The sequence below is a fragment of the Streptococcus sp. 29887 genome (assembly GCF_032595075.1).
Lineage (GTDB): Bacteria > Bacillota > Bacilli > Lactobacillales > Streptococcaceae > Streptococcus > Streptococcus iners.
On record NZ_CP118735.1, the window covers coordinates 884,205 to 898,047 of the forward strand.

General features: G+C 37.9%; 14 protein-coding genes and 1 pseudogene. 12 read left to right on the top strand and 3 right to left on the bottom strand.

Translation table 11 applies throughout. From position 1 onward, the window contains the following. Window positions 1-7: 7 nt before the first annotated feature. Both PW252_RS04540 and PW252_RS04545 read right to left on the bottom strand, forming a co-directional pair. Window positions 8-1,033 carry a 3-deoxy-7-phosphoheptulonate synthase gene (locus PW252_RS04540; RefSeq protein ID WP_248051601.1) on the bottom strand — a complete coding sequence of 342 codons (1,026 nt, stop codon included), beginning with the start codon at window positions 1,031-1,033 and terminating at the stop codon, window positions 8-10. Between the two features lie 9 nt (window positions 1,034-1,042). Then, entirely contained in the window at window positions 1,043-2,065 is a 1,023-nt protein-coding gene (locus PW252_RS04545) for a 3-deoxy-7-phosphoheptulonate synthase (RefSeq protein WP_248051617.1), read from the bottom strand. Window positions 2,066-2,294: 229 nt separating this feature from the next. On the opposite strand from PW252_RS04545, the gene aroA reads away from it, so the two are divergent. The 12 genes and pseudogenes from aroA to PW252_RS04595 all read left to right on the top strand — a co-directional run bounded on the left by aroA (window position 2,295) and on the right by PW252_RS04595 (window position 12,479). Then, window positions 2,295-3,575, top strand: coding sequence for a 3-phosphoshikimate 1-carboxyvinyltransferase (gene aroA, locus PW252_RS04550; protein ID WP_248051603.1), 1,281 nt, complete (start codon window positions 2,295-2,297; stop codon window positions 3,573-3,575). An 8-nt stretch (window positions 3,576-3,583) separates the two neighbouring features. After that, complete coding sequence (locus PW252_RS04555; protein ID WP_248051604.1) at window positions 3,584-4,075, top strand: shikimate kinase; 492 nt, start codon at window positions 3,584-3,586, stop codon at window positions 4,073-4,075. Further along, window positions 4,066-4,893, top strand: a complete 828-nt coding sequence (gene pheA / locus PW252_RS04560; RefSeq protein WP_248051607.1) for a prephenate dehydratase — start codon at window positions 4,066-4,068, stop codon at window positions 4,891-4,893. Before PW252_RS04555 ends, pheA begins: the two co-directional genes overlap by 10 nt. Before the next feature lie 15 nt (window positions 4,894-4,908). After that, complete coding sequence (locus PW252_RS04565) at window positions 4,909-6,231, top strand: LCP family protein (RefSeq protein WP_248051609.1); 1,323 nt, start codon at window positions 4,909-4,911, stop codon at window positions 6,229-6,231. Window positions 6,232-6,296: 65 nt separating this feature from the next. Continuing rightward, window positions 6,297-7,943 (top strand): 23S rRNA (uracil(1939)-C(5))-methyltransferase RlmD, encoded by a 1,647-nt coding sequence (rlmD, locus tag PW252_RS04570; protein WP_248051610.1) that lies wholly within the window; start codon window positions 6,297-6,299, stop codon window positions 7,941-7,943. A gap of 46 nt (window positions 7,944-7,989) precedes the next feature. Further along, window positions 7,990-8,064, top strand: a complete 75-nt coding sequence (locus PW252_RS11290) for a hypothetical protein (protein ID WP_397610518.1) — start codon at window positions 7,990-7,992, stop codon at window positions 8,062-8,064. Between the two features lie 256 nt (window positions 8,065-8,320). Beyond that, the gene (locus PW252_RS04575; RefSeq protein WP_044678192.1) at window positions 8,321-8,761 is read left to right on the top strand and encodes an SRPBCC family protein; all 441 of its coding nucleotides are present in this window, start codon (window positions 8,321-8,323) and stop codon (window positions 8,759-8,761) included. 23 nt (window positions 8,762-8,784) lie between these two features. Continuing rightward, a pseudogene (locus tag PW252_RS04580) lies at window positions 8,785-8,964 on the top strand (recombinase family protein); the annotation flags it as partial. A 270-nt stretch (window positions 8,965-9,234) separates the two neighbouring features. Next, window positions 9,235-10,113 carry a ribonuclease D gene (locus tag PW252_RS04585; RefSeq protein ID WP_248051611.1) on the top strand — a complete coding sequence of 293 codons (879 nt, stop codon included), beginning with the start codon at window positions 9,235-9,237 and terminating at the stop codon, window positions 10,111-10,113. 148 nt (window positions 10,114-10,261) lie between these two features. Continuing rightward, window positions 10,262-10,363 (top strand): recombinase zinc beta ribbon domain-containing protein, encoded by a 102-nt coding sequence (locus tag PW252_RS11360; protein WP_459559305.1) that lies wholly within the window; start codon window positions 10,262-10,264, stop codon window positions 10,361-10,363. 60 nt (window positions 10,364-10,423) lie between these two features. Then, on the top strand, window positions 10,424-10,660 hold the full coding sequence (locus PW252_RS11365) for a resolvase (protein WP_459559303.1): 237 nt from the start codon (window positions 10,424-10,426) through the stop codon (window positions 10,658-10,660). Window positions 10,661-10,742: 82 nt separating this feature from the next. Beyond that, complete coding sequence (locus PW252_RS04595) at window positions 10,743-12,479, top strand: hypothetical protein (RefSeq protein WP_248051612.1); 1,737 nt, start codon at window positions 10,743-10,745, stop codon at window positions 12,477-12,479. Window positions 12,480-13,278: 799 nt separating this feature from the next. Here the strand turns inward: PW252_RS04595 and PW252_RS04600 are convergent. Next, a complete protein-coding gene (locus PW252_RS04600) occupies window positions 13,279-13,809 on the bottom strand; it encodes a TetR/AcrR family transcriptional regulator (protein WP_248051613.1) in 531 nt (176 codons plus the stop codon). Window positions 13,810-13,843: the final 34 nt, after the last annotated feature.

Here is a 13,843-nt window from a genome sequence, read left to right on the forward strand (position 1 = left end):
GGGTATTTTACAGGGTCTGGTGGATTTCACGGATAAGTGCTTCCGTTTTTTCCCAGCCCAAGCAAGGGTCGGTAATGGATTTCCCAAATACTTCAGGGCTGTCCTGACGGCCGTCTTCCAAGTAGGATTCAATCATGAAGCCGCGAACGTACTTGCGAATGGATTCGTTCCAAGCTCGGTTGATGAGGGTTTGACGGACGATACGGATTTGTTCCAGGTAATTTTTTCCAGAATTATCGTGGTTGGTATCGATAACGATAAATGGATGTTCTAGCCCAAATTCTTCATACTGTTTGATGGTTTTCAAGAGAATATCGTAGTAGTAGTTTGGCTCGTAAGTACCTTGTTCGGTCGTGGCACCGCGTAAAATGGCATGGGCAAGTGGATTGCCGTCTGTATCAACTTCGGCATCACGATAGATAAAGTTTTGTTTGTTTTGGGCAGCGTAGATACCGTTGAACATGACTTTAAGATTGCCAGAAGTAGGATTTTTCATACCCGTAGGTATATCAATACCGGAAGCTACAAAACGGTGCTCTTGATCTTCAACTGAGCGGGCTCCGATCGCATGGTAGGATACCAAATCTTCCACCAGTGGATAGTTGGCAGAGTAGAGCATCTCGTCGGCTGTTGTTAGACCTGTTTCAGTAATGACACGGTAGTGCAGGTTACGAACAGCGGCGATACCGTTGATGAGGTCTGGTAATTTAGAAGTATCTGGCTGGTGGACAAGTCCTTTATAGCCTTCGCCGTTGGTTCGTGGTTTGGCAGTATAGACCCTCATGACCATGAAGATTTTGTCTTTGACTTCTTCTTGAAGTTTGGACAAACGGTTGGCGTATTCTAAAACAGCCTCTTCATTGTCAGATGAACATGGACCAATGACCAAGAGCAGGCGGTCATCTTCACCACGGATGATGCCTTTTAATTCTTCATCACGTTGGTTTTTAGCGGCTAAAAATTCGCCTTCTAGTTTGGAGAGTTCTTTTACTTTATCAATATCTAGACTGGTGCTACGTTTGTGAATTCCCATAATCTTTTCCTATCTACTGTGGATTTCTCGGATGAGTTCTTGCGTTTTTTCCCAGCCTAAGCATGGGTCTGTGATGGATTTACCATAAATATCTGGATTATCTTGGCGACCGTCTTCGATGTAGGATTCAATCATGAAGCCGCGAACATACTTACGGATAGCTTCATTCCAGTCACGGTTAATCAAGGTTTGGCGAACGATGCGGATTTGCTCCAGATAATTTTTACCAGAGTTATCATGGTTGGTATCGATGATGATGAATGGATTTTTCAAACCAAATTGATCATAGAGGTCAATGGTTTCCAAGAGATTGTCGTAGTAGTAGTTTGGCAAATACTTCCCGTTTTCATTGACAGCACCACGAAGGATAACGTGGGCAAGCGGGTTGCCAGAAGTTTCGACCTCTGTATTGTTGAAGAGGAAGGATTGTTTCTTCTGAGCTGCAAAGATACCATTAAACATGACTTTAAGGTTGCCAGAAGTAGGGTTTTTCAAGCCTGTTGGAACATCAATACCAGAAGCTACAAAGCGGTGTTGTTGGTTTTCAACAGAACGAGCACCAACGGCAATGTAAGAAACCAAATCGTCAACCAATGGCAGGTTTTCTGGATAAAGCATCTCGTCGGCTGTTGTCAAACCAGTTTCGGTAATGACGCGGTAGTGCAAATTACGAACAGCCTTGATGCCGTTGATCAGGCTAGGTGCGGCATCTGTATCAGGTTGGTGCATGAGGCCCTTGTAGCCATCGCCATTTGTACGAGGCTTGGCAGTGTAGACCCGCATAACCATGAAAATTTTATCTTTGACTTCTTCTTGAAGTTTAGCCAAACGGTGAGCGTAGTCCAAAACTGCCTCTTCATTGTCAGAAGAACATGGCCCAATTACTAAGAGAAGACGGTCATCCTCACCTTTTAGAATAGCTTCTAATTCACGGTCACGGGCTTGTTTTTTGGCAAGAGTTTCGGGAGATAGTTTAGAATGCTCTCGCACTTGATTGATGTCGATTTTTTCACTGATTGGTGTAAACAATATAGAAGTCCTCTTTCGATTAGTATATTTCTTAATTATAGCATGATTTTTAGGAATTTTAAACTTAAATTAAGGTACATTTGCTAAAATCGCAGTGAACTCCGAAAATTCATTCATAAATCTTTTATGGGTTTTCTCTATATATTTATTTTAGATAGAAATTGCCAAAAAAATCTGAAAATATTCAATAAATATGATAGAATAGGTCTAACACTATTTCGAGGTAGGGGTTATGAAATTAAGGACAAATATAGAAAAATTACAAGGTAGTATTCGAGTTCCGGGGGATAAATCCATCAGCCATCGCTCTATTATTTTCGGCTCCCTTGCAAAAGGTGTCACTCGTGTTCATGATATTTTGCGTGGCGAGGATGTACTGTCTACCATGCAGGTCTTTCGTGATTTGGGTGTGAAAATTGAAGACAACGGTGATGTGGTTGAAGTGTACGGTGTTGGTTTCGATGGTCTTCAAGCACCCCAAAATCACTTAGATATGGGGAATTCAGGGACATCTATTCGCTTGATTTCTGGCGTTTTAGCAGGTCAAGACTTTGAGGCAACCATGTTTGGTGACGATTCCCTGTCTAAACGTCCTATGGATCGTGTGACCATTCCGCTTAGCCAAATGGGTGTGGAGATTTCTGGTCAGACAGAACGTGATTTGCCACCATTGACTATCAAAGGAACCAAGAATTTACAAGCAATCAACTACCAACTTCCAGTTGCCTCGGCTCAAGTCAAGTCTGCTCTGCTATTTGCAGCCTTACAAGCCGAAGGTGAAAGTGTTATCGTCGAGAAAGAGTTGACCCGTAACCACACGGAAGATATGATTGTTCAGTTTGGTGGTGAGTTGACGGTCAATGGTAAGGAAATTCGTATCAAAGGTGGTCAGGAATTTACGGCCCAAGAGATTACGGTGCCGGGTGATATTTCCAGCGCAGCCTTTTGGCTGGTAGCTGGTTTGGTAGTACCAAATTCCAAGATTGTTCTGGAGAATGTCGGTATCAATGAAACACGGACTGGAATTTTAGACGTTATCAAGGCCATGGGTGGTCAGATGACACTATCAGATATTGATGAGATAGCAAAATCTGCGACCATTACGGTGGAAACTTCTGACTTGAAGGCTACGGAGATTGCGGGTGACTTAATTCCACGTTTGATTGATGAGTTGCCGATTATTGCTCTTTTAGCCACTCAGGCAAATGGCACAACAATTATCCGTGATGCCGAAGAACTCAAAGTCAAAGAAACAGACCGCATTCAAGTGGTGGCAGATGCCCTGAATAGCATGGGAGCCAAGATTGAGCCGACAGAGGATGGTATGATTATTCATGGTCCAACTGCCTTGCATGGTGCGACTGTTAACACCTTCGGTGACCATCGTATTGGTATGATGACGGCCATTGCGGCCCTTTTGGCTCAGGATGGAGAAGTTGAGTTAGAGAGAGCGGAGGCTATCAATACTAGCTATCCAGCCTTCTTTGACCACCTAAATAGTTTGATAGACTAGGAGAAGAGATGCCAATCGTTTTACTTGGATTTATGGGAGTTGGAAAATCAACCACAGCACGTTTGTTGGACCTCCCTGTTTACGATATGGACCAAATTATTGAAGAACGGATTGGCATGACCATCGCTGATTATTTCAAGCTCGAAGGAGAAGCTACTTTTCGTAAAGTTGAAACGGAAGTCTTGAAAGAATTATTGGATTTGCCTGCTGACTGTCTGGTATCGACAGGCGGTGGTGTGGTCAAATCTGAGTTCAATCGTCAGTTATTATTAGATAATAAAGAAAAAAATGTTCTTTTGACTGCATCGTTTGAAGTTGCCTATGAGCGAATTAGCCAGGATAGTCAATCAAAGCGTCCCCTTTTTTTGCAACATAGCAAGGAAGAATTTGAAACTATCTATCAAGAACGCATGACCCTTTATCAAGGATTGGCGGCTACCATTATCAATACAGACCAACTTACTCCAGAACAAGTAGCAAGGAAGATTCTATGCAAGTAGCTTACCTAGGACCGCGCGGTTCTTTTACCCATCAAGTTGCCCAACAGGCCTTTCCAAGTGCTGATTTGCAGGCTTTCGGAACTATTACAGAAGTGATTAAGGCTTATGAAACAGGGCAGGTTGTCTATTCTGTTATTCCAGTTGAAAACTCTATTGAGGGTAGTGTCCACGAAACTATTGATTATCTTTTTCATCAGGCGGAAATCCATGCGGTTGCTGAAATTGTTCAACCGATAGCCCAGCAACTTTTGGCAACGGGTGCAGATAAGGCAATTGAGGTTATTTATTCACACCCACAGGCTATTGCACAGGGGAAGAAATATATTCTGGAGCATTTTCCTACTGCTCGGATTGAGGTGACGGCTAGTACAGCTTATGCAGCACGGTATGTGGCTGAGCATCCAGCCCAGTCTTATGCGGCTATAGCACCACAAGCTGCGGCAGAGGAATATGGTCTAATGGTAATTGGGCAAGACATTCAGGAAATTAGTGAGAATTTTACTCGATTTTGGATTTTGGGAAATGATGCACCTAGTTTGCAACTTAAGGAAGTAACGAATAAGCTAAGTTTAGCTTTAACCTTGCCAGATAATTTACCGGGAGCTTTATATAAAGCTATGTCAGTTTTTTCTTGGAGAGGAATTAGTCTGACAAAAATTGAAAGTAGGCCATTGAAAACGGCGCTGGGTGAGTATTTTTTCATCTTAGACATTGAGAACGAGCAACCTGAATTGATGACCTTTTCATTGGAAGAATTGAAAAGTTTGGGAATATCATGTAAAATACTAGGTAATTATCAAGTGTACCTGGCTAGTTAGGATAAAGATGAACGTATGACGAAAAACAAAGGAATCTTAACCCATCATGAAGAGTTGCGGTTGGATTATTTACATAAAAATATACATTATTTAAATGATAGAGAGCGAGAGGAGTTGGATTATCTTCTTTATAAGAAGGAACTCCGTACTCGCCATGGGAAACCAAAGAAATTTGCAATTGAAACTCCTAGACCCATCACTGAAGATATGGAAGAAGATGACTGGCAGGAAGAAATTGAGCAGAATGAAGAACTCCTTCCTACGTATCCTGAAACCAGGTCTAGAAGAAATAGAAGGAAAGGACAAAAAAGTTCAGGGAGGGATTCAGTTGACTATATTCCGAAAATGCCCCCAAAAACAAAGAGAAAGAAAAAATGGGGTATGAAGCGAATGTTTTACTTACTCTTCCTTGCCCTGTTCTTGTTTGTTTTTGCTTTGGGCTTTAGTTTCATTAAGGGCCTGAATAGTGTGAGTGAGCAGCCTACTGCTGAAGTATTTAACGGGGTTAGTTCTGCTAATGGTACCAATATTTTGATTTTGGGTACGGATGGACGTGCAGGTGAAAGCACGGACGAAATACGGACAGATACCATTATGGTCTTAAATATCAATAATGCAGATAATAAGGTCAAACTGGTTAGTTTTATGCGGGATACCTTGGTCGATATTGAAGGTTATGAGTATAAATTAAATACCGCCTATACCCTCGGTGAACAAGATAACAAGCAGGGAGCTGAAGAAGTTCGTAAGGCTTTGAAAAACAATTTTGGTATTGATATTGACTATTATGCTATGGTTGATTTTGCAACTTTTGCGACAACAATTGATACACTCTTTCCAGAGGGGGTGACTATTGATGCACAATTTTCAACCATAGATGGAGAAACGGTTAGCTCGGTGGAAGTGCCAAATGATTTGCAGCTGGAGGAAAATGCCCCAGCCTATCAAACCATTCAGGTTGGTGTTCAACAAATGGATGGAAAAACTCTGCTCAACTACGCGCGTTATCGTTCAGATGATGAGGGGGATTTTGGTCGTACCAAGCGTCAGCAACAAGTCTTGTCGGCTGTCATGACTCAGGCTAAAAACCCGATGAAGCTTTTTTCAGGGGCGGAAGCACTTGGTAAAGTAGTGGCGATGACCCCAACAACAGTTCCCCAGGCCTTTATGCTTTTCCATGGACCGGGAGTTGTTATGGATGCAGCTAATGGTATCGAACGCATCACCATTCCTGAAAATGGGGATTGGATTGACGATTATGATATGTATGGTGGTATGGCCCTGCGAGTTGATTTTGAAAAGTACCAACAGCGCTTAACTGATTTGGGCTTACGATAAAAAATGTGATATACTAGAGAGTGACTTCGGTCACTTTTTTAGTGTCCAAAATAGAAAGTAGTACTATGTTAAAGAAAAATGATGTTGTTGAAGTAGAAATTGTAGACCTAACCCATGAGGGGCAGGGGGTTGCCAAGTTGGATGGTTTTGTCTTTTTTGTGGACAATGCACTGCCAGGTGAGAAAGTGTTTATGCGTGTTCTGAAGCTTAAGAAAAATATTGGTTTTGGTAAGGTGGAAGAATGGCAGAGCTACTCACCAGACCGTAATCAAGACCTAGACTTGACCTATCTAAGAACGGGTATTGCAGACCTGGGGCATTTGAACTATCCTGCCCAATTAGCCTTTAAGAAAAAGCAAGTAGAAACAAGCTTACGTAAGATCGCAGGCATTTCAGAAATTGTAGTCGAAAGTACTCTCGGTATGGATAGTCCTCTTGCCTATCGTAATAAGGCGGCAGTACCTGTTCGTCGTGTCAATGGTCAGTTGGAAACTGGGTTCTTCCGAAAGAATTCTCATGATTTAGTACCGATTGAAGATTTTTATATTCAAGATAAGGAAATTGATAGCTTGATTTTGGCTACTCGTGACCTCTTACGGAAATTGGATTTGAAGCCATACGATGAAAAGGAACAGACAGGACTTGTTCGAAATATTGTTGTTCGTCGCGGTCATTATTCAGGTCAATTGATGTTGATTTTGGTTACAACTCGACCAAAAATTTTCCGTGTTGAAACCTTGATTGAACGGTTGATAAGTCAGTTTCCAAATCTAGTTTCTATCATCCAGAACATCAATGATCAGAATACCAATGCGATATTCGGTCAGGACTTCCGTCTTTTGCATGGCAGTGAAACCATTGTAGACAGCATGTTGGGGAATGAATTTGAGATTTCTGCACCGTCTTTCTATCAAGTCAATACAGAAATGGCCGAAAAACTCTATCAGACAGCTATCGATTTTGCAGATTTGTCAGCAGATGATGTCGTAATTGATGCTTATTCAGGCATTGGGACTATTGGTCTGTCCTTTGCCAAACAGGTCAAGCATGTTTATGGTGTGGAAGTCGTTGAGAAGGCTGTCCTTGACAGTCAGAAGAATGCTGTTCGAAATGGAATTGACAATGTGACTTATGTCTGCGATAGTGCGGAGTCTGCTATGAAGAAATGGGTATCTGACGGAATTAAGCCAACGGTGATTTTTGTCGATCCGCCAAGAAAAGGTTTGACTGAGAGCTTTATCAAGGCAAGTAGCTCTGTAGAGCCTGAGAAAATTGTCTATATATCATGTAACGTCGCTACCATGGCGCGTGATATTAAGCTTTATGAGGAATTGGGGTATAAACTGACTAAGGTACGGCCGGTGGATCTTTTTCCGAATACGCATCACGTGGAGACGGTAGCATTATTGTCCAAACTTAATGTCGATAAGCATATAAGTGTTGAAGTAGAGCTAGATGAACTTGATTTGACAAGTGCGGAGAGCAAAGCTACTTATGCTCAGATTAAGGAATATATATTAGAAAAATTTGGTTTGAAAGTTTCAGCACTCTATATTGCCCAGATTAAAAAGAAATGTGGAATAGAGTTGAGAGAAAATTATAATAAGTCAAAAAAAGAAAAACAAGTTATTCCACAATGTACACCTGAGAAAGAAGAAGCTATCATGGATGCGTTAAGGCATTTTACAGAAAGAACAACATCAAAAGCCTGATGGTGTTATAACAAAAAAGATAAACGGAAAAACCTTTATAACAGAGATATATTTTGACAAAAAGAGCAAAGATACATTTCAAGATAAATTGTTTAAGGTAGTGAAAGCGGAACGGAAATAGTGAAAACAGAAATTTTGTATATATCATTTAGGTTCCTTTTTATCCGTGCTGCATGTGGGAGAAAATAGGAAATTTGACAATAGAAAAAATGGCTTAAAAATGGTATAATGTTGTTGATTATTCAGAGAGAAAAATTAGAATTAAGACGAAAGCAATGTAAAATTTAAGGAGGGCAATCATTTGAGATATATACTTTTATTGCGTGGGATAATTGTGGGTGGAAAGATTAAAATGAATATAAGCGAAAGGAGAAATTATGAATAAAATAATCCATTGCAAGGCACTCTTAAACTGTTCATCAGAAAGAGCATTTTGTTTATTCACTAAGAATGAAGAGATTATAACTTGGCTAACAGAAAAATCAGAAATAGAACCTTGGGTTGGTGGGAAATATGAACTTTTTTGGGATAAAAATGATAATGAAAATAATAGTACTTTAGGGTGCAAAGTAACAGCATTTGAATTGAATAAACTATTATGCTTCAATTGGAAAGGTCCGGTACAATATGCGGATGTAATGAATGTTGCAAAACCACTGACTCATGTATGTATTACATTCTTTGCAGAAAAAGAAAATAAGACGGAAATTCATTTGATTCATAGTGGTTGGGGAGAGGGAGAAAAATGGGAACAGGCACGTTTATGGTTTGAAAAGGTTTGGAAACAGTCATTTTTAAGACTGGAAAATTTGTTTTAATATAAGCGTATATTGATAAATTAGAGCGTAGACAGTTAATTACAGCTTTGATTTCTGAAATTCAAATTTACGAAGAAAAGCAACCGAATGGACAATGGCTAAAATCAATTACATTTAAACTTCCTATCATCGATGAAGATTTAAATATAGGTTTGGACAATGATGAACAAGTTGAGTGTGTTGCTCTGCTCGTAAAAGCCTAGAAACCTTTGAACGAAAGGGATAATGAAAAGCCTTGATTGCAAGGCTTTTTGTCGTATGGGGGAAGTATTAGAGTGAGAAATTTTTTGGAGTGAGTAGAAGTGACAGAGTGTTTTGATAAAGTTAAGACGAGTTCTAATTTTTGATTGAATATAAGTTGAAAGGATTAACAATGAACAAAAAAATCGATTCAGAAAATCAAACAATTAAGGCTTATTTTGAAAGCAATGGATAAATGTTAATAGTCAGACAGATATTTGGAAAGGTAAAATATGGTTAAAATTATTAGGATAAATTTAAAAACACATGCAGAGAATAGGAAAGATTTGATAGATTACTGTTTAAGTAACCACAAACAGTTTCTCGCCATCGGTTGGGCAGGTGAGTTTGAGACATTTGAAGCATATTTTAATACTGTTAGAAGTGGTATGAAAAGAATTAACCCAGTTTTAAATATTTTTAGAAATGTTGCAATTGATGATTTGTTCTGGACGAGGGATTTGGAGGGGAATTATTGGATTTGTCGCTCAAAAGGGAAAGCAGAAGCTTTTTTTAGTAAAGAGTTAGATATCGGTGCAGTGATTCCAGTTGAAGCTTATAAAGTAGGTTTGCAAGTTCCAGGGCAGATTAAAGCGTCTTTCAATAGGGCAAATGCAGGTACGGCTAATGAAATTCGAGATGCAATCATTGAGGAATACTCTAAAGCCACTTATAATAATTTATCTCAAACTGACCATTATCAAGTTAACCAGTTGCGAGGGAATTTATTAGATAATCTACCCGATTTTGATTTAGAGGAGTTGGTTATTTCTTATATTCAAATTAAATATGATTATTATGTTCTTTCAAATTCTATTGCTAGTAAGTCGACAACTATAAAAATTGAATGTGAATTTTTGTCCCGTAATCCAGCAAATGTATCGAAGGCAGTTGTACAAGTAAAAGGTAAAAAAGCTGCTACTTTGGATGCGATGCAATTTTCAAGTTTTGTAGAAGCAGGTTATAAAGTATTTCTATTTGCACCAAATGTAGAAAATGCAGAAACGCTGAAAAATATTATTGTTATCACGCCAAGTGAATTACTTGATTTCTATAACACTAATAAAATAATTTTGCCAACATCCATTACTCAATGGGAAAAATTATATTAATCCAAATTAGATTGTTAACTTAATTGATTATTTGAAAGGAGCAATTGGATTTGCTACTTTAGAATTAGCAAGGAGGAAAGCCTTTCGTGGAGAACATCTACTGAAATCTTACATCGTGCAAAATGACGATAATCCGTTCACAACAAAAGTGTTCTGTGCAGAATGTGGTTCGGCCTTTGGTCGAAAGAACTGGACCACTGGTCGAGGTAAACGTATGGTTTGGCAGTGTAACACTCGTTATAGGGTCTAAGGACAGATTGGCTGTCAGAATAACCATATTGATGAAGAAACGCTAGAGAAAGCCGCAGTAATGGCTGTAGAACTATTGGGTGAGAACGTGGATCTATTGCATGGAAAGTGGAATAAGATTCTGGAAGAAAATCGTCCACTAGAAAAGCATTATAGTACAAAGTTAGCTGAAATGATTAACAAGCCTTCCTGGGAATTTGATTCGTATGAGATGTGTCAGGTATTAGACAGTATTACAATTTCAGAAGATGGGCAGATAACTGTCAGATTTTTAGAGGGAACTGAGGTAGACATATAAACGACTGTGACCGAAAGGTTACAGTTTTTTGCGTTGTTTCGTGGTATAATAGCCGTATAAATTATAATTGATGGTGAAATACATGGAAAATAATTTGAATTTCGATATTTACGAGCATCACTTTGGAGCATTATATTATCACATAAAATCTTTGATTGGGGAATCCCCTATCTATGATGAAACTATTGATGAGGAAGATTTAATATTTCTTCCCTCGAAGCATCTATTTGATATTGGAAATGTAGAATTTAATAGGTTCAAAGCTCAAGAATCAGAATACCGTTCTTGGATTGAAATTTATATCTTTAAAATCATCAAAAATATTTTAGAGCGAAAATCAATCTTCTTTGAGGAACATTATTATGGAGATGGAACTGAGGCATACTCCATGTTGCTTTGCCCTAATGGCATACGAGTTGAAGTATTTTTTCTTTATGATATTTCATATGAAAGTGCTAGCAATACGGATTATGATAAAATTTCAAAATCTCTTCATGCTAAGGCTGTTAATGTTGATGAAATCCATATATTTATTTTACGTGATGCAATACATTTTGTGGACTTAGCTAACTTGGTGAATGGGAATAGTGAGTTAAATCAAAATGGTTTAGTAAAAGTCTTCCCAATAAAATCATTCTTTTTACAGTATTTTGATGAAGTAGAATATAATTCTTTTATCAGTTTTGCAAGAGAGTTTCATGAACGAATCATGAGTGAAATAACTTATAAAACGGTAATTATCCCAAGTAAAAATACATTATCAGCTTTTCGAACAAAAAAGTCCGAAATGTTACAAACTATGGATTATAAAGCAATATTCGACTATGGTAAATCAGGATTCCTTACAAATGAAGATTTTTTGAAAGTTGAAGGGAATTTTTTAGAGAATAAGATGTATCTCGCAATGACTGGCAAAAATGATTTTTCAGAGAGTTTCATCAGTGCTGAATGGTTATTTGATATTTATAGCCATTCGATGGGTGAGTTAGAATTAACAGGTATAATATCAGGGTATCTAAAGTCAATAGAACAATTAATGTATAAGATAGTCCAACTTAATATTGATAAGGGATTTTCTATCAGAACAAACAGACAAAACGGAAACCGAAGGATTCATTATACTAAAGACAATGCTGAAATGATTGATAGTACGTTAGGGTCATTGAATGAATTCATTACCTCGAAAGAAGCAAAATTAGCTTTATCATCAAAAGTCAGAGGCTGTATGAATCATGCAATTTCACAATGGACAAGATATCAACGAAATGGGTATTTTCATAAACATAATCTATATAAACAAGATAATAAAATCGATGAGATAAGATCGTTAACACTATTTTTATACTTTATCATATTAGGCGGGTTGGAGTTTTCAAATATACAACTGAAGGAGTTGGGAATACATGATGAAGAGGTAATAGTGAAAGAAAAGTTTAACATTGACTCAGTGTATATAAATTTCAAAAATTGGTTTAATAAAGCTTTAAAGTTTGATTTACCAATTGAAATTCCAGGTCTAGTGTTCATGGTAAGTTCTCATAATGGGGAGTGGCAACTTAATGCATATTTGCTCAAAGTTTTTGATAGAAAAAAATATATCTCCCAAAAATATCAACTATTAAATGGAGAATATTTGGAATTGAGTCACTCATATAATGTGCAATCTTTATATTTATGTGCTGCAGATATTGCTGAACTACAAGTAGTCGATTTGGTTGAGAAATTATTGGATATTTACAAAGCCGAACATAAGATTTTAATGAATAAAATAAGTGGGATTGTCCTATATTGTCGGAAAATTGAAAAACTAGTTCATTAAAAAAAGACAAAGTCAGTATAGACTTTGTCTAGAGTTGAGCCTTATCGTTTAAACATTTGGATGATATCCTTGACAGCATAAATGATGTCGCGAACACTACGAGTAGTATTCTGTATGTCCTTGACGATATTAAGGATGTCCTGGTCACTTAAATTCTTCATGGAATTATTCTCCTTTCGAATAAGATAAAGAGAACATCGATACTCAACAGGAACATTATAATATATTTTTATCTAAATAACAATAGATTTAAGAGAGTAATGATTACGTTGCATAGTGTAATTTAAATTTTACCATGGTCATTTCGTTCCATAATATGGGTAAAACCTATCACCACATATTGAAGTTGTGAGTTTGTTAGAGAAACGCAATTAGATTGTCCAGCCTGCTCTCTTGTTTTCTGGCAAGCTGCTTCAAAGGTCCGCAGGACCTTTGAACTCCCAAATACGCATCACGTGGAGGCAGTATCACTGCTTGTACGAGATGATTTATCACCGAAGTAAAAGCAGATGTTTTGCCCATGCGATAGCTGTCGGAGAGTGAGGAACGTAGTGATGATATGATGCGGTAACAGCGAACTGCTGAGTGTGTTGCTCTGCTCGTAAAAGCCTAGAAACCTTTGAACGAAAGGGATACTGAAAAGCCTTGAAACCAAGGCTTTTTGTATTTTATGGCTCTGTAATACGTAGAGGCATTCTTTGCTCTAGCATAGTGGAGCTTTTTACATAAATTATCCTTTCCTATATCTTATACAATCACCAGCCAGTCCTGTGATTGAAAGAATAGAAAGCTTGTGGTATTAAATACGCACAATGGACAAGATATAACGCTGAATAGTTTCAGGTGATTCTTGACAACCATGTTGTATCCAATACTTGATGATACTGTCGATGGTTGAAACATAAACAGTTAAGGCATACTCGTAAGGAATTTTATATGCCTGTTCAAGTTGTTTTGGAAGATTAGGAATACTGGAATTTTCAATAACTTCGGTAATATACTTGGTAACTTCTAAAGAAACATGAGGGAAAAAATGAACAAAGTCCACGGCTATTTCCTTATTTTTATAGAGAAACTGCAACATTTCTCCTACGACATTGTCATTTAGGGAGGGATCTTTTGCTAGAATAATACTGATTTCGTTCAGGATATATTCAAGGGATTCTTCTAGGAAGGTTTCCTTAGAGTTGTAGTAGTGATAGAAGACCCGACGGCTTAGTTTAGCACGGTCTGCAATTTGATTGATCGTAAAACTGTTATTGTCATCAGATTTTTTGAGTTCGAAAAAGGCTTTCAGAAATTTTTGGCTGGTTGTAAAATACTTTTCCATATATATATATATATATAACTCCGTAAAAATTTAT